General features: G+C 46.3%; 29 protein-coding genes, 1 pseudogene and 1 riboswitch. All 30 genes and pseudogenes read left to right on the top strand.

The window, feature by feature from the left end; all coding sequences use genetic code 11:
* The 30 genes and pseudogenes from nifU to LZ11_RS00135 all read left to right on the top strand — a co-directional run bounded on the left by nifU (position 1) and on the right by LZ11_RS00135 (position 25,571).
* Complete coding sequence (gene nifU / locus LZ11_RS00275; protein WP_148865518.1) at positions 1–393, top strand: Fe-S cluster assembly scaffold protein NifU; 393 nt, start codon at positions 1–3, stop codon at positions 391–393.
* Entirely contained in the window at positions 380–1,468 is a 1,089-nt protein-coding gene (gene mnmA, locus LZ11_RS00270) for a tRNA 2-thiouridine(34) synthase MnmA (RefSeq protein WP_187695039.1), read from the top strand. The genes nifU and mnmA overlap by 14 nt, the downstream gene beginning before the upstream one ends.
* A gap of 73 nt (positions 1,469–1,541) precedes the next feature.
* Positions 1,542–1,727 (top strand): hypothetical protein, encoded by a 186-nt coding sequence (locus tag LZ11_RS00265; RefSeq protein WP_148865514.1) that lies wholly within the window; start codon positions 1,542–1,544, stop codon positions 1,725–1,727.
* Positions 1,724–1,897 carry a hypothetical protein gene (locus tag LZ11_RS12300; protein ID WP_170240238.1) on the top strand — a complete coding sequence of 58 codons (174 nt, stop codon included), beginning with the start codon at positions 1,724–1,726 and terminating at the stop codon, positions 1,895–1,897. Before LZ11_RS00265 ends, LZ11_RS12300 begins: the two co-directional genes overlap by 4 nt.
* A 7-nt stretch (positions 1,898–1,904) precedes the next feature.
* Positions 1,905–2,957, top strand: coding sequence for an AI-2E family transporter (locus LZ11_RS00260; protein ID WP_148865512.1), 1,053 nt, complete (start codon positions 1,905–1,907; stop codon positions 2,955–2,957).
* Between the two features lie 75 nt (positions 2,958–3,032).
* A riboswitch (Lysine riboswitch) is annotated at positions 3,033–3,222 on the top strand.
* Positions 3,223–3,321: 99 nt separating this feature from the next.
* A complete protein-coding gene (gene lysA / locus LZ11_RS00255; protein WP_148865510.1) occupies positions 3,322–4,650 on the top strand; it encodes a diaminopimelate decarboxylase in 1,329 nt (442 codons plus the stop codon).
* An 86-nt stretch (positions 4,651–4,736) separates the two neighbouring features.
* Positions 4,737–5,351 (top strand): site-2 protease family protein, encoded by a 615-nt coding sequence (locus LZ11_RS00250; protein WP_148865508.1) that lies wholly within the window; start codon positions 4,737–4,739, stop codon positions 5,349–5,351.
* Between the two features lie 22 nt (positions 5,352–5,373).
* The gene (locus LZ11_RS00245) at positions 5,374–6,120 is read left to right on the top strand and encodes a segregation and condensation protein A (protein WP_148865506.1); all 747 of its coding nucleotides are present in this window, start codon (positions 5,374–5,376) and stop codon (positions 6,118–6,120) included.
* Positions 6,120–6,626: an SMC-Scp complex subunit ScpB gene (gene scpB / locus LZ11_RS00240; RefSeq protein WP_148865504.1), complete on the top strand. Its 507-nt coding sequence runs from the start codon at positions 6,120–6,122 to the stop codon at positions 6,624–6,626. Before LZ11_RS00245 ends, scpB begins: the two co-directional genes overlap by 1 nt.
* A gap of 21 nt (positions 6,627–6,647) precedes the next feature.
* Entirely contained in the window at positions 6,648–7,217 is a 570-nt protein-coding gene (locus tag LZ11_RS00235; protein ID WP_148865502.1) for a DUF2953 domain-containing protein, read from the top strand.
* Positions 7,187–7,606, top strand: coding sequence for a GerW family sporulation protein (ytfJ, locus tag LZ11_RS00230; protein WP_148865500.1), 420 nt, complete (start codon positions 7,187–7,189; stop codon positions 7,604–7,606). The genes LZ11_RS00235 and ytfJ overlap by 31 nt, the downstream gene beginning before the upstream one ends.
* Positions 7,607–7,671: 65 nt before the next feature.
* On the top strand, positions 7,672–8,076 hold the full coding sequence (locus LZ11_RS00225) for a MazG nucleotide pyrophosphohydrolase domain-containing protein (RefSeq protein ID WP_148865498.1): 405 nt from the start codon (positions 7,672–7,674) through the stop codon (positions 8,074–8,076).
* Between the two features lie 98 nt (positions 8,077–8,174).
* Entirely contained in the window at positions 8,175–9,308 is a 1,134-nt protein-coding gene (locus tag LZ11_RS00220; protein ID WP_148865496.1) for a D-alanyl-D-alanine carboxypeptidase family protein, read from the top strand.
* 109 nt (positions 9,309–9,417) lie between these two features.
* Positions 9,418–9,825: pseudogene (locus LZ11_RS13115) on the top strand (DUF6917 domain-containing protein); the annotation flags it as partial.
* A gap of 42 nt (positions 9,826–9,867) precedes the next feature.
* Positions 9,868–10,326: an Atu1372/SO_1960 family protein gene (locus LZ11_RS12955; protein WP_148865734.1), complete on the top strand. Its 459-nt coding sequence runs from the start codon at positions 9,868–9,870 to the stop codon at positions 10,324–10,326.
* 22 nt (positions 10,327–10,348) lie between these two features.
* Positions 10,349–11,815 carry a hypothetical protein gene (locus tag LZ11_RS00205; protein WP_148865494.1) on the top strand — a complete coding sequence of 489 codons (1,467 nt, stop codon included), beginning with the start codon at positions 10,349–10,351 and terminating at the stop codon, positions 11,813–11,815.
* 26 nt (positions 11,816–11,841) lie between these two features.
* The gene (locus tag LZ11_RS00200) at positions 11,842–13,125 is read left to right on the top strand and encodes an FAD-dependent oxidoreductase (RefSeq protein ID WP_148865492.1); all 1,284 of its coding nucleotides are present in this window, start codon (positions 11,842–11,844) and stop codon (positions 13,123–13,125) included.
* Positions 13,126–13,232: 107 nt separating this feature from the next.
* Positions 13,233–13,958, top strand: a complete 726-nt coding sequence (locus LZ11_RS00195) for an FCD domain-containing protein (protein WP_148865490.1) — start codon at positions 13,233–13,235, stop codon at positions 13,956–13,958.
* 59 nt (positions 13,959–14,017) lie between these two features.
* The gene (locus tag LZ11_RS00190; RefSeq protein ID WP_148865488.1) at positions 14,018–14,251 is read left to right on the top strand and encodes a hypothetical protein; all 234 of its coding nucleotides are present in this window, start codon (positions 14,018–14,020) and stop codon (positions 14,249–14,251) included.
* Positions 14,252–14,263: 12 nt separating this feature from the next.
* On the top strand, positions 14,264–16,081 hold the full coding sequence (locus tag LZ11_RS00185; RefSeq protein ID WP_246110645.1) for a cobalamin B12-binding domain-containing protein: 1,818 nt from the start codon (positions 14,264–14,266) through the stop codon (positions 16,079–16,081).
* An 18-nt stretch (positions 16,082–16,099) separates the two neighbouring features.
* A complete protein-coding gene (gene kamB, locus LZ11_RS00180) occupies positions 16,100–17,182 on the top strand; it encodes a lysine 5,6-aminomutase reactivase subunit KamB (RefSeq protein ID WP_148865486.1) in 1,083 nt (360 codons plus the stop codon).
* A 103-nt stretch (positions 17,183–17,285) separates the two neighbouring features.
* Positions 17,286–18,251 carry a sulfide/dihydroorotate dehydrogenase-like FAD/NAD-binding protein gene (locus LZ11_RS00175; protein WP_170240237.1) on the top strand — a complete coding sequence of 322 codons (966 nt, stop codon included), beginning with the start codon at positions 17,286–17,288 and terminating at the stop codon, positions 18,249–18,251.
* Complete coding sequence (locus tag LZ11_RS00170; protein ID WP_148865482.1) at positions 18,244–19,569, top strand: FAD-dependent oxidoreductase; 1,326 nt, start codon at positions 18,244–18,246, stop codon at positions 19,567–19,569. The genes LZ11_RS00175 and LZ11_RS00170 overlap by 8 nt, the downstream gene beginning before the upstream one ends.
* A gap of 18 nt (positions 19,570–19,587) precedes the next feature.
* Entirely contained in the window at positions 19,588–20,301 is a 714-nt protein-coding gene (locus LZ11_RS00165) for a pseudouridine synthase (protein ID WP_148865480.1), read from the top strand.
* A 14-nt stretch (positions 20,302–20,315) separates the two neighbouring features.
* Positions 20,316–20,777: a GNAT family N-acetyltransferase gene (locus tag LZ11_RS00160; protein WP_148865478.1), complete on the top strand. Its 462-nt coding sequence runs from the start codon at positions 20,316–20,318 to the stop codon at positions 20,775–20,777.
* Between the two features lie 84 nt (positions 20,778–20,861).
* Positions 20,862–21,689, top strand: coding sequence for a polyamine aminopropyltransferase (speE, locus tag LZ11_RS00155; RefSeq protein ID WP_148865476.1), 828 nt, complete (start codon positions 20,862–20,864; stop codon positions 21,687–21,689).
* 13 nt (positions 21,690–21,702) lie between these two features.
* Positions 21,703–22,566 (top strand): agmatinase, encoded by an 864-nt coding sequence (gene speB / locus LZ11_RS00150; RefSeq protein WP_148865474.1) that lies wholly within the window; start codon positions 21,703–21,705, stop codon positions 22,564–22,566.
* A gap of 18 nt (positions 22,567–22,584) precedes the next feature.
* Positions 22,585–23,832: an ABC transporter ATP-binding protein gene (locus LZ11_RS00145; RefSeq protein ID WP_148865472.1), complete on the top strand. Its 1,248-nt coding sequence runs from the start codon at positions 22,585–22,587 to the stop codon at positions 23,830–23,832.
* 18 nt (positions 23,833–23,850) lie between these two features.
* Positions 23,851–24,312: a hypothetical protein gene (locus LZ11_RS00140; RefSeq protein ID WP_148865470.1), complete on the top strand. Its 462-nt coding sequence runs from the start codon at positions 23,851–23,853 to the stop codon at positions 24,310–24,312.
* 20 nt (positions 24,313–24,332) lie between these two features.
* On the top strand, positions 24,333–25,571 hold the full coding sequence (locus LZ11_RS00135) for a BaiN/RdsA family NAD(P)/FAD-dependent oxidoreductase (protein WP_148865468.1): 1,239 nt from the start codon (positions 24,333–24,335) through the stop codon (positions 25,569–25,571).
* The last annotated feature ends 9 nt before the right edge of the window (positions 25,572–25,580 follow it).

Raw genomic sequence — 25,580 nt, 5'->3', positions numbered from 1 at the left:
ATGTATAACGAAAAAGTAATGGACCATTTTACAAACCCCAGAAACGTGGGAGAAATACCCGATGCGGACGGAATTGGTGAAGTAGGGAATGCCGTCTGCGGGGACATTATGAAAATATATATAAAAGTTAAAGATGATGTAATTGAAGACATAAAGTTCAAGACCTTCGGCTGCGGGGCTGCTATAGCCACCAGCAGCATGGTTACAGAAATGGTTAAAGGTAAGACCATAGATGAGGCTTTAAATGTTTCAAACAAGGCGGTGGCGGAGGCTCTGGGAGGATTGCCGCCCGTCAAGATGCACTGTTCCAATTTAGCCGCCGACGCCCTGCATGCAGCCATAGAGGATTACAAAAAGAAAAAGGAGAGCAAAAATGTCGTTGAACAAAAATAGAGTGGTTGTTGCAATGAGCGGTGGAGTGGATAGCTCCACCTGCGCTTATTTATTAAAAAAACAGGGTTACGAAGTTATAGGTATAACGATGCAGATTTGGCAGGACCCTTCCGAAGATTATACCTACCGGGAAGGGGGCTGCTGTTCCATAGGCGCCGTGTATGACGCACGTAAGGTGGCCGAAAAACTCGGGATTCCGTATTACGTTCTGAATTTCAAAGAAGAGTTTAATCAGAAAGTAATAGAGTATTTTATTGAGGAATACGTGAGGGGCAGGACTCCCAACCCCTGTATAGCTTGCAACAGGTACATCAAATTCGAGGCTCTTTTGCATAAGGCAATGGAAATCGATGCCTATTACCTGGCTACCGGTCACTACACCAGGATAGAATACGATGTCGTGTCAGGCAGGTACCTTTTGAAAAAGGCCGTAGATAAAAGTAAGGATCAATCTTATGCCCTTTACAATCTGACCCAGGATCAGCTCGAACACCTGCTCATGCCCTTAGGATATTTTACAAAAAGCCAGATTCGAGATATTGCGAAGGAAGCCGGCCTACCCGTTGCCGAAAAGCCCGATAGTCAAGAAATCTGCTTTGTGAACGACGACTACAAAGAGTTTTTAAAAGAAAAAGCTTCCGGAAGGATAAAACCCGGTCCGATTGTGGATAAAAACGGGAGAATACTGGGACAACACAAAGGGATCGCCTTTTACACAATAGGTCAGAGGCGCGGCCTCGGAATTTCGGCCGGAAAGCCGCTTTACGTGGTTGATATTGACCGTAAAAGAAATGCCGTGGTAGTCGGCGAAGAAAAGGACCTTTTGACGCAGGAATTTACTGCCGATCAGGTTAACTGGATAGCTTTTGATGCACTGACCGAAAAAAAGCGGGTTTTGGCCAAAATACGCTACAATTTCGACGAAAAGCCAGCTGAAATTATGCCTTTGAACTCCGGGATGGTAAAGGTGGTTTTTGACGAGCCTCAAAAGTCTGTGACGCCGGGGCAGTCAGTTGTATTTTACGACGGCGATGTGGTTTTGGGCGGCGGGATTATAAGCGAGAGAATTAGGTAATACACCCTAAAAAGGTGTATTTTTTTGTTTTTTTGGAGAAAATATGGATAGATCGTTTAAGAAGGTGGGTAAGTTGAACTGTCCTTTATGCGGAGGAAACTCTACCGGCAGAGTGGGCACCAATCAGTACTATTGCTGGGACTGTTTCGTGGAATTTTCGATAAACAATAATAAAGTAACGGTTTTCGAATTGTGTGATGACGGCAGTCTCGTGCCCTACGGAAGAAAAGAAGCAATAAACGGAGGTAATTCATCATGAGGTCTGGATTTATGGGTGGGCTTTTTACAGGCATTTTAGCCGGTGCTTTGATGGCGGTACTGTTCGGACCTTCATCGGCGATGCGGGCAGGAAAAAAGCTTTTTAAAATTTCCAGGGGCTTAAAAAAGAAGACCACGGGCTTGATTAAAAACGTTAAAGAAAAAGAGTGAGGGACAAATGCGCGCCAAAATCTTTTCTGACCGGATATTTTTATACCGGCTTTTTTTATTTATCGTATTTATTTTACTGGTTATGCTGATTTACAGGGTGAGGGACAAACTTTATAATGTAGTGCTTCCCTGTGGAGTCGGTATTTTGATTGCCTACATCCTGAACCCGATAGTCTTATTCTTAACGGTGAAGGGCTTTAAGAGACACGTGGCCGTTGCACTAATATACTTTATACTCTTGTGTTCCCTGGCGGTGGCCATGATTTACATAGTGCCGGTAGTTATAGCAGAGCTGAACAAGTTGATTGAAACCGTGCCTTTCTATGCCAGGGAATTTCAAAATTTTGTCTATAGATTCAGGAAAAACTACAGGAACAGCCTGCCGGTGGGGATTCAGGAAGTTATCGACAGGAATATAGATCAAATGGAGAGCTTACTCCTGGATCTTCTACAAAACCTGGTGGGCATCCTGCTGAGTTGGTTTTCAGGGCTGTTCAGCTTTATCCTGGGGCCAGTACTCGGCTTTTACATACTGAAAGACCTCGATAAGTTAAAAAATAGTATGACCAGGTACATCCCTAATGCATACCGTGACCGGGTTTTTCATTGGGTGGGAAAAGTAGATTCCACACTGGGGCGTTACGTAAGGGGGCAGCTAACTGTAAGCTTAATTGTGGGGATACTGACGAGCTTGGCGCTTTACATCCTGGGGATAGATTTTGCTCTACTGATAGGCATTCTTGCGGGGATAACAAACATAATTCCATACTTTGGGCCCATAATAGGAGCTATACCGGCGATCGCGATAGCTTTGCTGAAATACCCCCGCAAAGTGCCTTGGGTAGTAATTGCTTTCGCTTTAATACAGCAGGTGGAAAGCGGTATAATATCTCCCCATATAATGGGCGAAAGCCTAGGGTTACATCCGATTACGGTTATCCTTTCTTTGTTGATCGGAGGCACATTTTTCGGAGTCTGGGGGTTGATTCTGGCAGTCCCGGTAGCGGCTCTGCTTAAAGTGGTAATGGTAAGCGCTCTTGAAAAATTCGAGTCAAGGTAAAAAATTTTTCTGTTGACAAATAGGAAAAGTATATGTTATAGTAAGCAAAAAATATGCATACCTCATCTCGGAATGAGTTGAGGTAGAGGCGCGACAGACCAAGAGTACCCTTGTGGAGGCGCGAGAGGCCGTGGATGCAGGGGGAAAGGGGTCGTCGCCGAAGTGCAATCCAATTCTCGGAGGATTGTGCTGGGCCTATATCGAACAGATATAGGACTGTCACCAAAAAATTCCCCCGGTTTTTTGGTGGAGCGCTACTTCATTACTTTGGGGAGAGAGGAGGTATTTGCCTGTATGAAAGCAAGGACAGCCGGCAAATATCTACGGTTGTCTTTTTTATTTTAAGAAAGGAGCAAAAGCGAAAATGCAGCACGGTAATATAAGCATTAACAGCAAAGGTCATCTAGAAATAAGCGGATGTGATGCTGTAGACCTTGCCAGGGAATTCGGTACGCCGCTTTACGTTATGGATGAGTCCCTCATAAGGCAAAATTGCAGGCTTTACAGAGAAGAACTCGATTCCCTCCACCCAGACAGCGGTGTCATCTATGCGGGAAAGGCCTTTATGACCATGACCATGTGCAGGATAGCAGAACAGGAAGGTCTATATCTGGATGTAGTTTCCGGTGGAGAACTCTATACGGCGATAAAAGCCGGGTTTCCCGCGGAAAGGATATACTTTCACGGCAACAATAAGTCCTACGAAGAATTGAAAATGGCCCTCGAATACAATGTAGGTCAGATAGTCGTTGACAATTTTCATGAGATGGAAATATTAAACGATCTTACAAAAAAGCTGCGGCGAAGGGTGAATATCTTGCTACGTATAACCCCGGGGATTGAGGCCCACACCCACGACTATATAAAGACCGGACAGCTGGACTCCAAATTCGGTTTCGGCCTTGAAAACGGTCAGGCGATGATGGCAGTGGAGAGCGCCCTCGGGATAAAGGGCGTAAGGCTGGTGGGATTCCACTGCCACATAGGATCACAGATATTTGAAACAGAGCCCTTTGCATTGGCGGCGGAAGTCATGATGAAATTGGTGAAATCGGTTAAATCACGGTTCGGGTATATTACAATGCAGCTCGATTTTGGAGGCGGGTTTGGCGTAAAATACACCGATGACGATAAACCACTCCACCCCCGAGAATACCTGTTGGCACTGGTAGAAGCAGTGAAGCGATGGGCGCGGGAACTGGACGTGGCTGTTCCCAGGATACTGGTAGAACCGGGAAGGGCTATTGTGGGACCTGCGGGAATTACTCTTTATACAATTGGAGCCATTAAGGATATTCCGGGCGTGAGGAAATACGTCAGTGTGGATGGAGGAATGAGCGACAATATAAGGCCAGCCCTCTACGGTGCAAAATACTCAGCGGTTCTGGCCAATAAGGCCGGCATGCCTGTAGAAGAGACTGTTTCGATAGCAGGTAAGTGCTGCGAATCCGGCGATATGCTTATTTGGGACATAAAACTACCGAGGGTGAGCCCTGGAGATATTCTGGCCGTTTTCTGCACGGGCGCATATCATTACTCAATGGCTAGCAATTACAACATGATACCGCGACCGGCGGTGGTTTTCGTAAGGGACGGTAACGCCCGGTTGGTGGTGAAGAGGGAAACGTACCGGGACCTGCTCAGAAACGAGATATTCGAACCAGAAAAGAAGGCAATACCTTCTATCCTGTAATTCACAGTGCGCGAGAGCGCACTTTTTTCATAAAAACAAAAATGGTATAATGCTGTTGGGAAATATTATGCGAAAGGATGTTGTAAATGCCCTATTTTTCCGGCCCGGAGATGCTGATCAGAATTCCAGCCCTTTTAATAGCTATTACTTTTCACGAATATGCCCACGCGAGGGTTTCTTACGCCCTGGGAGATCCTACTCCCAAATGGACCGGCAGATTGACTCTAAATCCGATATCACACCTGGATCCAATTGGGCTACTGATGTTGTGGATATTTAAATTCGGATGGGCAAAACCCGTAATGGTGGATCCCAGGTATTACAGGAACAGTAAAACCGGTATGATACTTACATCAATGGCAGGGCCTCTCACGAACTTACTGCTCGCCTTTATAACATTGGCGCTGCTTAAATTAGATACTTTTTCGGGAGTTGCGGCAAGTTTTATAGAGACGCTTTTCTCTTATAATTTGATCCTGGCTGTTTTTAACCTGATACCTTTACCCCCTCTTGATGGGTCCAAGATACTGTCAGGTTTTTTGCCCGGAAGTTTGAGTGATGCACTCGCGCAGCTGGAGACTTACGGTCCCTTAATTCTTATATTTCTCGTTTATTTCGACATCATAGATATTATCCTTGAACCCCTCTTATTCGTAGTTGTAAACATTTTGGACGCTTTAACCGGCTTGTTGATTTTTTAAACAAATAAAAAGGGTGAAATGCGTGGCGTTAAACGTAAAACTCGAAGCCTTTGAAGGTCCTTTGGACCTTCTTCTCCATCTTATAGAAAAGAACCAGATTAACATTTACGATATACCCATATCAGAGCTGACGGATCAGTATCTGAGCTATCTTGAAGGGCTTGAAAAACTAGATATAAACCTGGCCAGCGAATTTTTGCTGATGGCCGCCACTTTACTTAGTATAAAATCTAGAATGTTGCTTCCGCCTATGAAGAGCGGCGATGTTCAGATGGAGATAAGCGCCGTAACGGACGTAGAGGATCCAAGGAATGAGCTGGTGGACAGGCTGATGGAATATAAGAAGTATAAAGATATAGCGATGATTCTGAAAGAAAAAGAGGAGAGTGAGAGCAGGATTTTCAAGCGCAAGCCGGAGGATCTCTCCTTTTTATGGGAAGATGATTTTGCGCTTTCTAAGATAACCTTTGACGATCTCATATCCACCTTTTCCAGAATTATAAGGAATCAGAAGGTTGCCGAAAATCTAAATCCCCGGACGATATTGAAGGAACCTTTGCCCCTGAAGATAAAAATAAAACAGGTTTATAGCATAATTTCCAGTAGAAAAAAGGTATCTTTTAGGGAATTGTTCAGGAGAAATGCTTCTAGGCTGGAGCTAATAGTTACCTTTCTTGCAGTGCTTGAATTGATAAAATTAAACAAAATAAAAGCGTACCAGAACGAGGTTTTCGGCGAGATAACAGTCGTTTTAAAGGAGGAAGCCTGATGGACAGAGAACGGGCTATGGGGATTTTGGAGGGTATTTTGTTTGCAGCCGGCGACCCGGTGGCGGTGGAAGACCTGGTAAAGGCGCTGGAAGTCCCAAAAGAGGAGGTCGTGCGCCTGATAAATGATATGAAACAGGAATATAATTCGAAAAAAAGAGGAATCTTGATATCTGAGGTGGGCGAAAAGGTTAGATTAACTACCAAGCCCGACATTTATCCTTATATTGAAACGATATTTAAACCCAGAGTAAAAAGCCAGCTTTCCAGGGCTGCTCTAGAAACCCTGGCGATAATAATGTTCAAGCAGCCGATAACGAAAACCGAAATTGAAGCGATAAGAGGCGTCAATGTGGAAAAAACCCTGAACAGCTTATTAGAAAAAAACCTTATATGCGAAATGGGACGCCTGGAGGCGCCGGGACGGCCCATTTTATACGGCACCACTCAGTTTTGCCTGGAATACTTCGGCCTGAACTCTATTGAGGAACTGGCCAAGCTCGATTAAACATAAAACAAGGGGATTAAAGTGCTGGTTTTATTAGTAATCGGCTTAACCGTTTTACTTATTGTACTTATTCCCGTATCCTACAATATAACTTTCAGCTGGAAAGATTCACAAAAAAGAATATATATAAAAATATCGATTTTGGGACTTATAGTTATACAGAGGAATTCATTAATCTCTTCAGATGCCGGAGAGGGAGCCGCAAAAACGACGTCAAATAATTATTCTATGACGTCCCAAAGATTGCTGCGTTATATTTTTAAAATCGCCAAAATAAAAAAAATATCGCTTCGAATAAAATACGGATTCGGTGATCCTGCTCTTACCGGCATATCCGCTGGGATGATTTGGGGCCTGGCTTATTTTGTTTTATACCGCCTTTTCAACCTGTATAATTCCTGTTTATCGCTGGATATACAGCCGGATTTTAGCGAAAATCCAACTACGGAGCTGTATTTAGAAAGTATAATAAACACGAGAATAGGTCATATTATTATCGCAGGGCTTTTATTGCTGACATCAAGGTTGGAGCACAAAAAAGGTGAGGGATCGAGAGCAAGATGGACGGACATCCTATTGAAAACCTCATGAAAACGGCCATGGAAAGCATAAAGGACATGGTAAATGTCAACACCATAATAGGAGATGCCGTGGAAACCCCGGACGGTAATGTTATTATCCCGGTATCTCGAGTCACCTTTGGTTTTGCTGCAGGAGGGAGCGAGCTGCCGCTAAAAAACGGTCAGGATAAAGATAAAAACCAGGAACCGCAGAAAATGCCTTTTGGAGGCGGCAGCGGAGCGGGCGTTTCGGTGCAACCCGTTGCTTTTATGGTGGTAGGGCAGGGGCAGGTCAGACTGCTGCCGGTACATCAAAACGCCATGTGGGAAAGGGTTATAGATGCAGCGCCGCAAATACTAGATCAGCTAAAAGCAGTGCTGAAAAAAAATCAAGAACCCATTGTGGTCCAGCCAAAGTAGACTGGGCCTTATTTATTTGTTAAAATAGAAAAAGCAAATATCATCATTCCGGGAGAGGAGTAGAAATGGAACTTCAGGAGGCTATGAACCTGATATGGGAAAACAGAAAATACGAGACAACGGACCCTAAGGAAGCCATAAGTCACCTTAACGAGGAAGTTGCTGAATCCCTTAAAGCACTTTTGAGGGGCGAAACGGCAAAAGCCAAGCGGGAACTGGAAGATGCACTGTCGTGTCTTTTAATTGCCCTCAAGGTTATGGGTATAAATCCCGACGAAGCCGTCATGCGGCAGGTAAATCAAATGAAACAGCGGCACGAAAAATTAATGATATTCAAGAAAGAGAGAGTCGAAATATATGTTAACGGTGTTTTAAAAGGAGGCTGGTCGATAGGTAGCGAGGAGGATATTAAGGAAGCGGAGAAAATAGCCAAGGAATTCGGATGCAATATTTTATATAAAAATCAATAAGCAAAATTTATATGTAACTACTGTAAATCCCCCCAGCTTTTAGCGGAATTTTAAACACTCTTTCTACAAAAAATAACCTTAGCTGGAGGGATTATTTTATGCTCAAAAAATGCGTTTCGGCTGCCATGGTAATTGTTATATTGTTTGCCTCGGGCTTTTTTATTTCCGACTCCGAAGCGAAAGAGTCAGATCTTTCCTTGAGTGCCCGGGCGTATGTACTTATGGATCCGGTTTCAGGCAGGATTCTGGCGGAAAAAAATTCGGACATGAGACTTCCTATGGCAAGTACTACCAAAATAATGACGGCAATCGTGGCTCTGGAAAGAGGGGATCTTACCTCTACTGTTACCGTAAGTCGTAAAGCGGCGTCAGTAAGAGGTTCTTCCTTTCACCTGGAGCCGGGAGAAACCATGTCTCTGGAAAGCATGCTTTACGGACTGTTGCTGCCATCAGGCAATGACGCCGCGATTGCTATTGCTGAACACATAGGAGGAGACGTAAAAACCTTTGTGGATATGATGAATTTAAAGGCACGGGAAATCGGCGCTGAAAACACCCACTTTAAAAACCCTCATGGTCTGGACGAACCGGGGCATTTTACTACAGCCAGGGACTTGGCTTTGATAACACGCTATGCTCTGAATATTCCAAAGTTCAGAGAAATAGTGAGCACGAAAGACATAATTATAACCGAGGGAAAGCACCCGAGACATATATACAACACCAACCGGTTACTCAGGGTCTCCGAAGAAATAGATGGTGTGAAAACGGGTTATACGGGAAAGGCCGGCAGGTGTCTTGTAGCGACAGCGGAAAGAAACGGATTGCGCCTTTTATCGGTAGTTCTTAACGCCCACGACCATTTTTCCAATTCCCTCAAGCTTTTAAACTACGGTTTCATTACCTACAGGTTAAACAGGTTGGTCACAAAAAATAAGATCTACACTGCCGTTCCTGTGAAAGGCGGCATCATCAACAAGGCGGTCCTTATAGCCGGAGAAGACGTGGCCCTGCCTATGCGGGATGGTGAAAAGGCACAGATAAAATTCGTTGTACCTCCTTTCGTACCGGCTCCAGTCTTTAAAGATCAGGTCGTCGGGGAGATACATGTGTTCATCGAGGGTGTTTTAGTCCGCCGTGTACCGCTTTTATCGATTCAGGATATCAGGAAAAAGACGTTTTTTGACAGGTTTTACAGGATAATGATGGAATGGGTTGCCCCTGGTGTGTGATACCGCTGTATTGTACTCAGTTGAAAAAAATAATTGAGTAAGAAGGATTTTCAATTTTAATGTCGAATTACTTAAATGTAATAGCTCATCAGTGATGAGGGGGTAGCCAATGGCAGATCCATACAAAACCGGTATGTTTAGAACGACCAATCCATACGTACGAAAAAAAACTTTGAAAGGCAGCCTGGTAGTAGTCTTGGATGGAAAATACGAGGCAAGAGGTTTGAACCTAATCGTCCAGCCCTCAAGGTGCCTGAAGGCTGGCGAGGTGCACGAACTGATCGTTACCGATGAGGCAAAGGGTCCTGGAGACACTGTAAACAGAATTGCCTATGTAGGATTTTTTGCAGTTAAAAACAGCGCTGTTGTAGTCATAGGCGATGTAGTAAAAATCAACGGCAGGGTTATAGGCAGTATAGCGGGTTACGACGAGACACATATGCCAAACCATTATAACATTGTGGTAAAAGCCCCCTATCTGGTTTCAGGCAATGAGATGGGGCTTGAACTGGATGCAGAAGTTACCATCGGGGAACAAGCAACGGAAAGGAGGTGCGCTATGTCTCTCGAAAAAAGAATGCAGGAATTGGGCATCGTACTGCCGGAGCCGCCTAAACCTGTCGCTGCTTACGTCCCGGGAGTTCTGGTAGATAAATACATTTACACTGCCGGACAGATACCTTTTGTAAATGGAGAATTAAAGTATAAGGGGAAGGTAGGCAGAGATATTTCTGTGGAAGAGGCGTATGAAGCTGCAAGGATATGCGCTCTGAACTGCCTCAGCATTGTTAAGGCCTTGGCGGGAAGTCTCGATAATGTAGAGAAAATAGTAAAAGTAGTAGGCTTTGTAAACAGCGCCGAGGGTTTCAACCAGCAGCCAAAGGTAGTAAACGGTGCCTCGGAACTGCTGGATCAAATATTCGGAGAGGCCGGAGCCCATGCACGTTCGGCAGTGGGGGTTAACGAGCTGCCGATGGATGCCCCCTGTGAAATTGAGATGATTGTAAAGCTTAAATAAATCTTTTTCAGGAGGTAATAGCATGCCGAAATTTAAAAAGAAATTCGAGATGTACAGACACCTTCAGGCCAACATCGCAAACATCTATGCGGAAGCCAGGAAAGCTGCCGATGAAATCGGCATACCCCCGGAGATTAGAGGAAAATTCGGACTGACAGGAGCGATATCGGGCTGTCCTTCGCCGCTTACAAAAAAAGTCAGAGAAGCGGTTGATAAGGGAAGTACCGAGGTTATTCCCCTGGCGAAGTTGGTGGACGAAATCAGGGCTATCGTAAAGGACGTATACGGTGATGAATACGATGCGGCGCCTATCAACACCTGTGAGGCGGGCCTGTGGGTGACCTTTGATGTGCTTTTTACCCCACCGATGCAGGGCAGGGGAGATAACTACCTTAGCAGGTACATCATACCCTATGAAAAGCATCTGCATCACCACGGTGGATACGGAAGGCCGTTCCCTCCGAGGTTCAAGGATATTCTGTCCGATCGCGGATGTACCGCTGGAGAGCTGGGCTTTTACGGGAAAAGGCAAAACAACTTGAGTACCCATATAGTACCTCTAGTGGGTGCAGATTATTCGGTGCACGGAATTAAATATTTTCCGGTAATACTCCTGACCAAAGTAGACCCTGAAGCTTCAGCGAAAAAAATTAGGGTTGCGGCTGAAAGAGAAGCATCCATGTTCGCCGGTATAACTTCTCTAGCTTACGACACTCCGGGTTACGGTTACGGCGTTAAGGATGGGGAAGGAACACCGGTGCTCCAGAAGAGGCTGGCGGAAATTGCCCATGAATTTGACGTACCCTACGTGCTGGACAATGCCTGGGGAGTGCCCTTCATCGGCCACGACATCAGAAAGAGCGGGGCGGACGTCATTATTTACAGCCTTGATAAAGCCAGCGAATCGACGACGGCAGGTCTCATCGTCGGAAAAGAAGAATATATGGTCCATATAAGGAGGGCACTGGGTTACCACGGAGACAGGTACGGTACGACGGCGTCTTATGGGAAAGCAGCATACGTGACCAACGATCCGGGCAAGGAAGCTCTACTGGGGGTCATCGCGGCTTTAAAGGAGCTCAGAGAAAATCCCGAAGAACTCACAAAACCGGTAGACGATCTTTACAACATTGTAAAAGAAGAATTTGAACAGATACATCCGAAGATAAAGAAAGGATTGATAATTACTAAGTCTTACAACAGCAGAGCGGTGGAAGTCAACTACGAAAACACCTGGAACGGCGACGAACTAGGGCTCCCTATATTCTCGATAGAAGATATGTACGCAGGGACCAACATATTCCAGAGCGGGGTGGCCCAGATGGGGGTTATTCCTACAGTGGCTTACGATGCAAATATAATGATTTCCCCCGGGCTCGGGACTACGGACGAAAACGGGCAGATTATAGAAGATCGCGCGAGATGGGCAGTAAGAGCTCTTATCAAGTTAATGGAAATTGTTGCCAAGCACAGCGGGTATCTTGACTAATATCAGTTTTAGTGGAGGGTAATAAAATGCCTAAAGTTGTGGTCGTAGGCGGTGGATGGTCGGGGTGTGCCGCCGCTCTGGCCGCCAAAAAAGCCGGAGCGGAAGTTGTACTGCTTGAAAGAACGGACATGCTGCTGGGAACCGGCCTGGTAGGCGGTATCATGCGAAACAACGGCCGATTTACGGCCGCGGAAGAAATGATTGCCATGGGGGCCGGAGAGCTATTCCAGGTTACAGACGCGGTAGCCAGGCATAAAAACGTGGAATTTCCCGGTCACAAGCATGCCACCCTTTATGACGTAGCCAAAGTAGAGCCGGCGGTGAGGAGGATACTGGCGGAGGCCGGAGTCGAGGTGCACACTCGAAGCCGTGTCAGGGATATTGAAATGGAAGGAAACAGAATAACGGCCGTTATAACCGATAACGACGAGAAGTTCTATGGCGATGTATTCGTCGAATGTACCGGCACTGCCGGACCCCAGAGCAATTGCACAAAATACGGCAATGGGTGCGCTATGTGCATAATAAGGTGTCCCAGTTACGGCGGCCGAGTTAGCATTGCCGCAAAGGCCGGCGTAAAAGAAATGATGGCGAAAAAAGCCGACGGGACTTACGGGGCCATGAGCGGTTCCTGCAAATTGCTCAAGGAGTCATTATCCCAGGAAATAGTAGATAAGCTCAACTCCACCGGCGTGGCAGTTATCCCTGTCCCGGAAGAAGTTAGAGAAGATGAAAATATACTCACGAAGAAAGCCTGCCAACAGTATGCTCTAAAGGAGTTCATTGAGAACGTGGTACTACTGGATACCGGGCACGCCAAATTGATGGCGCCGTATTTCCCTCTGGATCAGTTGCGCAGGATACCGGGATTTGAAAATGCCCGTTTTGAGGACCCATATGCAGGCAATATCGGCAATTCCATTAGGTATATGGCAATGTCTCCGAGGGACAACAACCTCAAAACCCTGGGGGTTGAGAACCTCTTTTGCGGAGGGGAAAAGGCGGGACCGCTTGTAGGGCATACAGAAGCCATCTGCACCGGAACCCTGGCCGGGGCTAATGCAGTAAGGTATGCCGCGGGGGTTAGCCTGGTGGAGATTCCAACCGATCTGGCGGTGGGAGACGCTATTGCCTATGTAAACGAGCAGATGAAGACTGAAGAAGGGATTTCCAAAAAATACACCTTCTCTGGTTCCGTCTATTTCGAAAGAATGAAACATCTGGGGTTATATACCACCGATATAGAAGAAATCAGAAATCGCGTTCGGAAAGTCGGTATGATCGATTTCTTCAATCGGAAAGTGATATAGCAAGACAAAAAGGGGCTTTTCGGCCCCTTTTTGTCCAAAAAATTATTTTTTTTTAATATTAAGGTGATGTATAATATGAGTAGCATTTTATCGTTTAGGGGGATAGGATGTTTTCAGAAAAAAAACACTTGTTTTATCTGATCCTCAAAGCAATAGCAGATTCACAGGCGCCGATCGGTTCCGGCTACGTGAGAGAGAATCTAAAGCTGCAGGGCTATGAGGTCAGCGAAGCTACAGCCGGCAGAATACTGAGGGAAATGGACGCCGAGGGTTACACTGAAAAAGTCGGTTTTAAAGGCAGGATCCTGACACCCTACGGTATGGAAAAACTAAGGGAACTAGAGCAGGAGCAGAAGATCAACCATTACGGAAACGAGCTTATAAATGTTATTAAAGTCACCGGCAGGAAGGAATTGCTCGACATGCTGGTTGCCAGAAAAGTAATAGAGGGTCAGTTGGCAAGACTTGCCGCTCAGTACATCACCCAAAAAGAGATAAAGGAAATGGAGGAAATCCTGGAAGCTCAGAAAAAACACTTGGAAGAGGGTGTTTCCATAGCCGACGATGACGTGAAATTTCACAAGCTGATAGCTCAGGCTGCCAGGAACAGGGTACTTGATGCGGCCTTGGATCTCATAAGGCAGCACGGTCAGCTGTCACCCGTACTCGAGTATATAAGGAAAAAGGTTAAAAGCAAGGTGCTGCTGGACCACGAAAAAATATTCGAATCCATCGCATCCAGGGACCCGGAGGCGGCGGAAGCCGCTATGGTCAAACATATAGAGAATCTGGTTTTCGATGTGGAAAAATACTGGGAAAGTGCGGGTATTTAAACCGACAGATATATTTTTTATTCATAACTACTCATCTGCGATGAGCAAGGAGGTCTGCGATGTCAGGAGCACTTGAAAGAGTAATGGATGCCGTAGATATAGAGACTTTTCTGGTTTGCGATGACGAAGAAGAAGGGAAGAGACTCTCTCTTCAGCTGATGAACGAGCTGGGATTTAAAGATGCAAGCATAGTCTTCATACAGCATCAGGGCCCGGGTGCTAGGGTCAGGATCAGAGGATATATATATAAACCCGGGGATAGTTACGCCTGGCTTTTTAAAAAGGACAATTAAGGGGGGTCTAGTGTGACTGTTCAAAAGAAAAAGGTGCTCCTTGCCCCTCTGGACCCGGTTCACGACATCGGCCTCAAAATGATAAAAAGGGGGCTCGATCAGGCGGAACACGATACGATACTGCTTCCCCCCGACTATTCTCCTGAAGAGATAATTAAGACCGCTATGGACAATGATGTTGATGTCATCCTTATTAGTCGAACCCTGGGTTATAGGGTGGCCGAAATCCTGGGAAGTTTTATCGATCTGGCCGAGGCGTCCGGAATAAGAGAAAGGGTCAGGATAGGCATAGGCGGGATGGCCATAAGGCCGGAACTGGCTGCTGAACTCGGATTTGACGCCGGATTTGGACCGGGAACTACTGTTGAAGAAGCCGTGGCGTTTGTGGAGGGCAGGGAGTACGTAAAGGAAGATGTAAGTAGAAGCAAATTTAAAAAGGATATGACGGAAAAATACGATTATACATTTAAAAACAAGAGGATAGAAAATCTATTGAACGCTATTGTCGACGGGATAATTGATTACGTGAAAAATAAGACTACCCCCGGGGTAGAAAGAGCTAAAATAAGAGAAAGGATGCTGGAGAGCACCGATGAAACTGAAGTGTTAAAACTTAAAAAGGAATACGCAAGGTTGTGCGACAATGTCGTTAAAGTATATTACGATAGCGGCGCTCTGAAGGAAAAGACAAGGCATCTGACCGCTGAAGAATTGAAAGCACTGGAAACTTACCTGGAAAAATTGAAGCTCAGGATCAATCCTCTGAAATTGCAGCATGCCGATAAAAATCCCATGGTTTTTATCCAGTATGGGACCGGGTGTCCGTTTATGGACATAGCCCATATTAAGACCTGCGAAGCGTGGGGTGCAGACGGAGTTGTGCACTTTGATCCCTCCTGGGGAGCAAGAACCGAGGGCTTTTTCGAGGGCTATATCACCCACGAAGAAGACGGTTCTGTCATAACATATGAAAACCTGCGGATAATAAAGGATGCATTGATGCCCTCGACTCTTTGGCAGGTTAGAGCCCACAGGGGTCTCAACACTCCGGAAACGGTGCTTCTTGCGGGAAAGGTTGGAGCAGACCTTACGAAAATAAATATAGCCTACGGTTCGCTAGGAGGGGGAACGGATCCCGAAAGGCTTACTGTGGATGCGGTAGCTGCCATAAAATACGCTGCCAGATTTGACATGCCCTTCGATGTGGTGACGAATGAAGAGCTCTGCGGAGTCCCCGCCCATAAAGCCTTTGCGGGCATGTTAATTGTGACCATGCTGGGGCTTAGGCTGGGTGCAAAGCCGATTCTCCAGCCTTTGTTCTGTTACTCACCTGAAGTGATGATCAGCGGCCAAATGAGGGACAACTACGTGGATTTTAACGCGGCCAAGATCTCGGCTCTGAGGAGCATATTGAACGCCCCGATCTGGTGCGGTGCACCTATCGGATTTTTAACCCAGACCGAAGACAGAGTTCAGTCATCACTAAGCACCGCCCTGCACGCATCCCTCGCTTCAGTGCTGGGCGTGGACGGAATTTCCATCGCTTCCGCTGATGAAGCCTACTCCGGCGGCCCCATATCGGTAGCTGCTAGAATTGACACGCTCAGGGCCACACAGTCGGCTTTTAGATTTTTCGGGCATGCCGAAATAACTCCGACACGGAACTCGGAAATCTGGGCTTCGCAAATTGTTGAAGGTATAGAAAGTACCCTGGATTCCGTAGCAAAGAACGGCAATTTTGTCGACGCCCTCTACAGGGGATTGTTGGGAAGCCGCGGGGAAGGGGCTTACCCGGGAAGAGCCGGCAGGGGCACAGTTACAAGTTTATAATTTTCGGAGGTTGGCAGCGTGCGAATAATAGGCGTAGCCGGTACCGCAAAAAATACCGGTAAAACCACTACGATATCTGCACTACTCGAAGGTTTTTCATACTTAAATAATAATGTCGTAGGTTTGACCAGTATAGGATATGACGGTGAGGAAATAGATAATGTAACGGGGCTTTTAAAACCCCGCCTTTTTTTAAAAAGGGGCAGTGTGGTGGCTACAGCGGCTGCCTGCCTCAGGGCAGGCAGCGCCGAACTGGAAATTCTGGAGACGACAGATATTATGACACCTCTGGGCAGAATTTCGATCGCTGCGGTGAAGAGTGATGGCCTCGCGGTTGTTGCAGGTCCTAACAAGAGCCGGGAACTTAGAAGAGTTCTTGATAGAATGACGGAAAAAGCGGGTTGCGACATCATCCTGGTTGATGGAGCGTTAAACAGAATAGCGCCGATGATTGAAACGGAAGGTATAATATTGGCTACGGGTGCTGCCAGAAACCCGGATGTCATTGAGTTGGCTGAGGAGACCGGACAGATTTGCAGTATTTTCAAACTGCCCGAAGCCGGCAAAATTTATAAACAAATCCTCGGGGGTTTTAAAACGATATCTGTGGTCAACCGGGACGGCACCGTCGAAGCCATCCGCTATCCAGCCCTGATCCACGAAGATATAATTGGCGCTTTAAAGGCAGTTTTGACCGAAAAGGCCTGTGCGATATTTATACCCGCGGCTGTTTCCCAACCGGTGTTAAACAGGCTGGTAGATATTTTTAAAAACCGTTTGAAGGGTTTGACCATCCTTCTGAGCGATCCCATAAAACTTATCATCGGCGGGTATCCGGGTGATGTGATGAATACGACAAAGAGAATAGAGTCTTTTGGAGGTAGAATTGAGGTGTTGAAAGAGGTGCCGGTGGTGGCGGTGACCATAAATCCCTTTTATCCCCGGTACAGGTTTGAAACCGGTGTATATGAACCAGGGTACGTCGACGAGAAATTCCTGAGGGAAGAAATAAAAAAAGCGGTATCGCTGCCGGTGGTTAATGTATTAAAGGACGGCCCTGCGGAGTTGTTAAAAGTACTGGGATTTCATAAAAAAGGTTAAAAAAGCCGAATTCGCTGGAATTCGGCTTTTTTTATCACCAACCGGCTGCAAAATTCATAATGTACTAATAATGTTACGTTTATTTTTCGAAGGAGGGTTCTCGATGGCTCTCAATTACCAGTGCATAGATGCGGTATCACCTTATTGCCCTTGCTACCTGGCGGAGACCAACAGCTGTATTGCCTGCTCTATACTACAGGGTAAGGAGACCTGTGATTGCCGTTGGCAGGGATTTTGCGTTTACCAGGAATTCATATGGAACGGCAGGAGAAAAAAAGAACCCCGGAGAACTCTGGGGGTAAAGATAATCGAAAAAAAGACCGTTACGAATAACCTTATAGTATTTAAAGTCCTCCTTCCTTTGGCGGCTTTAAGTAGGGAATACAGTCAGCCCGGGACATACGTGTTCTTAAGGGCAGTAAACAGCCCCTCCTATTTTGAGTTTCCGCTCTGTGTGATGGATACGAATGAGGACAAAAATACCTTAACCTTCGCCATGCAGATAATAGGTCCCAAGACGAGAAGTCTGGCTCGGGAAGACAGAACGCTGCTGTTAAGAGGCCCTTACTACAACGGCATTTTCGGGTTAAAGCATATAAAATCCAGCGTTAATAAAAAGTGTCTGCTGATCGGGAGGGGTATAGGTCAGGCATCCCTGGTGCTGGTCGCGAAGACCCTCGTTAGAGGCGGGAATGATATAACGGCATTTCTCGATCCGGGAGTCATAAACTGCAACCCAGCCAGGGAACTCCTGGAATCCCTGGGCGTAAGAGTGCAAGTTTTCGATTTTTCAGGTTCTCCCTATGAAAACTACCTCCGGGAATTAATCGAAAACGGCGGTTATGAAGTGGTTTACAGCGGTGGTTCGGAAACCCAGCATAATCTGGTAAAAGCATTGGTGGAGCAGAGCGGGCGAAAAATAGCTCTTGCTGTTTCCAACAATGCGCAGATGTGCTGCGGTGAGGGAGTTTGCGGCAGCTGTGAGACGCTGGTTGGAGGCAAAAGACTTCAACTCTGTAAGGTGCAAACCGAAAGCAAAAATGTAATGGGGGTCAATGCACATGCCTAAGGTAATAATAATAGGTGGAGGCTGGGCTGGTTGCGGTGCGGCTCTTGCAGCCAAAAAAGCAGGAGCCGATGTAGTAATACTGGAAAAAACGGATATGCTTCTGGGTTGCGGACTGGTGGGAGGTATAATGAGGAACAACGGCCGGTACACAGCGGCCGAGGAGGCGATTGCGCTTGGTGCCGGTGAATTGTTCGAAATCGCCGATGCTACCGCAAGGCATAGCAATGTGAATTTTCCCGGTCATTCCCACGCAACCCTTTACGATGTAACAAAAATAGAGGCCCGGGTTAGGGATTTTCTGTTGGGTCTAGGGATCGAAATACGATTCATGTCTCGAGCCGTTGATGTCAGGATGAAAGGGAGAACTATAACCGGCGTTATCCTGTCGGACGATGAAGTGGTCGAGGGCGATGTGTTCGTGGAGACCACCGGATCATCGGGGCCCGTAGGAAACTGCCTTAAGTACGGGCATGGTTGCTGCATGTGCGTACAGAGATGTCCGGCATTCGGGCCCAGGGTAAGTATCAGCAAAAAGGCGGGTGCTGAAGACCTGGTTGGCAAAAGATCCCCGGAACTATATGGAGCCATGAGCGGTTCTTGTAAATTGAACAAAGACTCTCTCGGGGACGATATAAGAAGGGAACTCGAGGAAAAAGGGGTAGTTGTAATAGAACTGCCCGATAAATTCGTTCATAAGGAAAAGCTATCACTCAAAGTTTGCCAGCAGTACGCTCTGGAAGATTACGCGAGGAGCATCGTTTTACTGGATACTGGGCATGCGAAGCTCATGACACCGTTTTTCAGTTTAGAGGAACTTCGAAAAATAAAGGGTTTTGAAAATGCCCGCTTCGAGGATCCTTATGCCGCCAGCAAGGGCAACTCGATACGGTACATGTCGATGGCGCCCCGGGACGATTTCATGAGAGTTGAGGGGGTAGAAAACCTGTTTTGCGCCGGTGAGAAATCCGGCCCGATTGTAGGTCACACCGAAGCCATATGCACGGGAATTCTTGCAGGCCATAATGCAGCGCGAAGGGCGCTAAAGATGGAGCTTTTAAAACTGCCCAGAGAGCTATCCATAGGCGATATGATAGCCTTCGTCAACGAAGAATTGAAAACGTCCGAAGGGCTTTACAAGCGCTATACCTTTGCCGGAGCTTCGTATTATGAAAGAATGAAAAAACTTGGACTTTATCTTACGGAAGAAGAGGCGATTAGGGAAAAGGTAAATCGACTGGGGCTTTCGGGAATTTTTAATGAAAATTTGGTTGTAATGAAGGAAAATGACAGGAGCGCGTATAATAATAATACTAAGTAACAAAAGGGGAGTTGTTAATTGGAGCTAAGGTTGCAGAAGTTTCTCGCTATGGCCGGAATTGCGTCTCGACGAGCCTGCGAAAAATTAATCCTGGAGGGTCGTGTTCAAGTTAACGGTAAAATCGTAAGAGAGCTCGGTATTAAAGTTGATTCGGCTCTGGACGAAGTAAGGGTGGATGGGAAGATATGCCGTCTGAATAATAAACCCCTATATATACTGATGAACAAGCCGAAAGGTGTACTGACAACTGCAAAAGATCCTTTCGGTCGTCCTACGGTAATAGACCTGTTGAAAGGCATAAAAGAGAGGGTTTTCCCGGTGGGGCGCCTGGATAAAGATACGGAGGGCCTGCTTATAATAACGAACGATGGTGAATTGTCCTACAGGCTTACGCATCCAAAACACGAAATAGAAAAGACTTATATAGCCAAGATCGCGGGTACCCCGCATGAGAGCGATATTAACCGGCTAAGGCGTGGAATAGTCCTGGAAGACGGGAAGACCGCCCCCGCGAAGGTGCGGATATTGAAAACGGGACGGGATTTTGCTGTGCTGGAAATTATCATTCATGAAGGTCGAAAAAGACAAGTACGCCGCATGTGCGAAGCTATAGGTCACCCGGTTATTTCTCTTAGAAGAACGCGCATAGGGAAACTTACCCTCAGGGGGCTGGCGCCCGGCTGCTGGCGGTATATGACCGAGGCTGAAATAAAGTACCTGAAGAGCCTGTAAACGGAGGGTTCACATTGATCGTATTTCGGAAAGCCAGGCCAAAGGATTTCGAAACTCTAAAAAATATACTTGAAACAGTGGGGCTGGGGACAGGAGGCATTGACGAACATCTCGACAATTTTATGGTGGCTGAAGAGGGCGATACCATCCTGGCAACGGGGGGACTGGAAATATACGGGGATGCCGCTATAATCAGGTCTGTAGCGGTACTCCCTGAATTTCAACATCAAGGCATTGGAGACGGACTGGTCAGGGCCTTGATCAATTATGGCGATCGACGCGGTGTGAGCAGGATATACCTTTTTACCCGGGGTGCCGCGGGTTTTTTTGAAAAATTCGGCTTCAAGGCCGTTGAGTTGAAGGACTTGGATGAAAAATGCAAAAAGTCTTTGCAGTTCAATATCTGTTCATGTTCGGCTGTTTTGATGAGGCTGGAAGTAAAGAATTTCTTCAACAACACCGGCTGCAGGAGCTGAGGTTTTCTATTTGAATGTTTGCCTTTTATTTGGTATAATTTTTCCGATATGAAAGTAATCCCAGGAATGAAGGAGTGAAAAGATTTGGAACTCTGGTTCACCGAAATGCAGTCTAAAAGTATAAAAATGAGCTATAGGGTAAAGGACGTCCTGCATACCGAGAAGACCGAATATCAGAATCTCGCCGTGTTCGAAACTGAAGAGTTCGGCAGAATGCTCGTCCTGGACGATGTCGTCCAGCTAACGATGAAGGATGAGTTCATCTATCACGAAATGATGGCCCATGTCCCCCTGGTTACCCACGGCAATCCCGAAAGGGTGCTGGTCATCGGTGGCGGAGATGGGGGTACGCTCAGGGAAATCCTGAAACACCCGGTAAAAGAGGCTCATCTGGTGGAAATCGATGAGAAGGTGATCGAAGCCTCAAAGAAATTTTTCCCTACTCTGAGTGTGGCTTTTGAAGATCCGAGGGCTAAAGTGTTCTGCGAAGACGGTATAGCTTATGTTAAAAAGTTCAAGAACTATTATGATGTCATAATTGTCGATTCAACGGACCCAGTAGGTCCTGCCGTGGGATTGTTCGCTAAGGAATTCTATAAAGACATTTACGAGGCCTTAACCGATGGGGGTATTTTTGTGGCCCAGACCGAATCCCCCTTCTATTACGAGGATCTGCTAAAGAAAGTATACAGTGCTGTTTCGGATATTTTCCCGCATGCGGCTGTGTACACGGCCACAATTCCGACTTATCCCGGCTCCTTATGGACTTTTACAATGGGTTCAAAGTTAATCGACCCCCTCACCAGAGATATTTCGAATATACCCGACTTGAATACAAAGTATTATACTCCGTACATTCACAGATCTTGTTTCAATCTGCCGGCATTTGTAAAGGCTATCATTTCGAAATAGAGAGGGAAACGAATTGAAAGGATTCGACAAACTACTGGATCAGGGCAAATTTCTGCGGTCAAAGGAAAATTACGAGGATAGCAAAGCCGTCATAGTTGGAGTTCCTATGGATTTTACTGTGAGCTTCAGACCGGGGACCCGAATGGCGCCTAGGAAGATCAGGGAAGTGTCGTACGGTTTGGAAGATTACAGCCCCTATTCCGACGATTCTCTTAACGACAAGAAGTATTACGATGCCGGCGATCTAGACATACCTTTCGGCAACGTAGGGAAAAGCCTGGAGATTATAGAGCGGACCGCTGCGATGATACTAAAAGACGGGAAAATACCCGTTTTTATTGGAGGAGAACACCTTATAACTTACCCAGTAGTAAAACAGGTTGCGAAAGAATATCCCGAGCTTAAAGTCCTCCAGTTCGATGCCCATGCGGACCTGAGGGATACGTTTTTCGATGAAAAACTTTCCCATGCTACGGTAATGCGAAGGGTGTGTGAGTGCATCCGGGAAAAGCACCTTTACCAGTTCGGCATTAGGTCCGGTGTAAAAGAGGAATTCACTTTTGCCGAACAGTACACCCATATGAATCTTATAGATGTAAAGGGCCCCTTTTTGGAGAACTTGAATGAATTAAGGGGACATCCCGTTTACATAACGATCGATATCGACGTGGTGGATCCGGCTTTCGCCCCGGGTACGGGAACGCCCGAACCAGGCGGTTGCACCTCTAAAGAAATCCTTGAAGTCGTTTCCTGTTTCAGGGAACTGAACATAGTCGGTTTTGACCTGGTGGAAGTATCACCGATTAATGATTTGTCCGAGAGGACTTCCTTGCTTGCCGCTAAGATTTTAAGGGAGTTGTTGCTGGCAGTCTGCTGAAGACGGGTGAGCATTAGTATGCCTGGACTCGAGGTAAAAAATTTAACTTACGGATACAAAGACAAAAGCATCCTGGAAGACATCTGTCTGGGGATAAATCCGGGGGAATTTGCCGGTATTTTGGGGCCCAACGGTTCCGGTAAAACCACCTTGCTAAATAACATCAACCGCTGGCTTATACCGCAAAAGGGCAGCATATTAATAGAAGGCCAAAAAGCCGAGAGCTTGTCGCCTAGGGCTTTGGCCAGGTATGTGGCCACAGTGCCGCAGGAAACCTCGCTGGACCTGGGCTTTACCGTGGAAGAAATCGTTATGATGGGGAGAAATCCCTATTTGAGGACTTTCGAGCGGGAAAAGCCCCGGGACAAAGCTATTATCGAAGAATGCATGAAAGCCGTAGGCATATGGAATTTAAAGGACAGGTACATCAATGAACTGAGCGGAGGAGAAAAGCAGCGGGCTTTAATAGCCCGCGCTCTCGCTCAGCAGCCGAAAGTTCTGGTACTGGATGAACCCATATCCCACCTGGACATAAACTATAAATGGGAAATTCTCGAATTGTTAAAAAACCTCTGCAAGAACATGAAAATAATTGTCCTAGCAGTCCTTCACGATATAAACCTGGCATCGCTGTTCTGCGACAAATTGCTTCTTTTAAAAGACGGGAAGATTTTTAAAACCGGATCGCCTCAGGAAGTCATAACCGAGCAAAACATCCTCGAAGTTTTTAACGTCCACGTGAAGATTAGCATACAACCCCACAGCGGCCGCCCTGTGATAACTTTTTCTTCGCCGGTACAGAAAGACTTAAGACCAAGGAGCTGCGAAAGAATCCACGTCGTCTGCGGCGGCGGAGCGGGAGAAAAGATATTGCAGTACCTGAGGGAAAGGGGATACCAGGTATCAGCTGGAGTTTTGAATATGGGCGATACCGACTGGAAAGTAGCAAAAAACCTCGGGGTTGATGTGGTTGAGGACCTGCCCTTTTCGCCAGTTTCCGAGGAAAAGGTGCAAGAAAATAGGTTGTACATAGATAGGGCTGAGGCCGTTATTATCTGCAACATACCCTTTGGCCATGGAAATTTAAAGAACTTGATCTCTCTGAGAGATGTTGCTTCAAAAGGCGAAAAAAAGATTTTCGTTTTGCATGAGACCCCGATAGAACAAAGGGATTACACGGGCGGATTAGCCGCAAAAATCTATTCCCAAGTTCTGAGGGAATCAGTAGTATTTAATTCCATTGAGGAATTGCGAGACTTTTTCTAAAAATATGGAGGGCCAATAATGGTCAAAGTTAAACTGGGAGACGAAGTGATGCAGAGCAAAATAAAGTTCAGGGTTAGAATGGATTTTAAAGGTGAGTTTAAACCCGGAAAATTTTTGTTCGGAGGCAAGCCAGTCGAGCAGGTTGCCCAAAGCGTCAGAGAAGAACAGGTAACGCTTCTGCGGAACATACCTATACAGGGTATTTCCTTCGAGGATTACGATATATCGGCGGAGCCTTACGTGGTTTACGATGACGCCTTAGGGGAAAAAGTAGCTTATGCCCCGGCTTTTCTCACGATTAACGCCGATTCCATCGAAGATATGATAAGGTTTGTCATGCGAGAAGAGTTCAGGAAGATAGAAGTACTCGAGCCGACTCAAATGATAATAACCAACAAAGATCTGGAGAAAATACTATTTAAAATGGGGGAAGAACTCAGGTCTCAACTTTTACTATTTGCAAGAAAGCTCAAAAAATAACGGAGATGAGCATCGAAACCATGACGAACAGAGTAGCGGTTGTCGGAGGGGGAGCAGCCGGCCTTATGGCCGCTTACCAGGCCTCGATTCACGGTGCTGACGTGACATTGTTTGAACGCAATCAGAACTTGGGCAGGAAAATTTTAATTTCGGGTAAAGGGCGCTGTAATCTGACAAATGCAAAAGACTTGAATGAGTTCATACAGAATATCCCCGGAAACGGAAAATTTCTATACAGCGCTTTTACGAGATTTTCTAACAGGGATCTCATTTCCTTTTTTTACGACCTGGGCGTTAAAACGAAAGTAGAACGAGGAGCAAGAGTTTTCCCGGAATCAGATAGAGCCTCGGATGTGGTGCGAGCCTTTAAGAATGCCCTGGTGGAAGCCGGGGTTAAAATCAGATACGGGATGAGGGTTAAGGAAGTTATAGCAGAAGCTGGAGCTGTGAAAGGGCTGATTTTTTACAATTCCGAAGAATTTTTTCCGTGTGACAGGGTTATAGTGGCGACAGGAGGGGTATCCTATCCATCGACCGGCTCCACCGGCGATGGGTATAATATTGCCAGAAAACTCGGACATACTATCGTGGAGCCGCGACCCTCACTGGTGCCGCTTATAACAAAGGAAGACTGGGTAAAAAATCTCCAGGGTCTGGCCCTTAAAAACGTGGAAGTAACCGCATACTGCCAGGGCAAAAAGTTGGATTCCGAATTTGGTGAGATGCTTTTTACTCATTACGGCGTTTCGGGTCCGATTGTACTTACCATCAGCCGCAGTGTAGTCGACCATATTGAAAAAGGCGTAACACTCTCAATCAATTTAAAACCCGCCCTTGATCGCGAACGTCTAGAGGCTCGCTTGAAGAGAGACTTTGAGAAATACCGCCGAAAACATACCAAAAACGCCTTTGATGACCTGTTACCCAAAAGGCTGATACCGGTTTTCATCGATGTATGCAGGCTCGATCCCGAAAAGCCGGTAAGCCAGTTGACGAGGGAAGAGAGAAATATAATTCTTGAAAAACTGACCGATTTTAGGCTAACCGTCATAGGATGTATGGAAGACGAGGCCATCGTGACCCGCGGGGGTGTTTCCGTAAAGGAAATAAATGCGAGGACCATGGAGTCAAGAATAGTAAAGGGCCTATATTTTGCAGGAGAAGTCATCGATGTGGACGGCTTTACCGGTGGCTACAATTTACAGGCGGCTTTTTCTACCGGATATCTGGCGGGCATAAATGCAGCCTCAAATGGCTGAAGGAGATGA

Origin of the sequence: Thermosediminibacter litoriperuensis (assembly GCF_008124715.1) — a bacterium.
GTDB classification, from domain to species: domain Bacteria; phylum Bacillota; class Thermosediminibacteria; order Thermosediminibacterales; family Thermosediminibacteraceae; genus Thermosediminibacter; species Thermosediminibacter litoriperuensis.
Note: the sequence above shows the minus strand (reverse complement) of the source record. Positions and strands in the feature narration are given on the sequence as shown.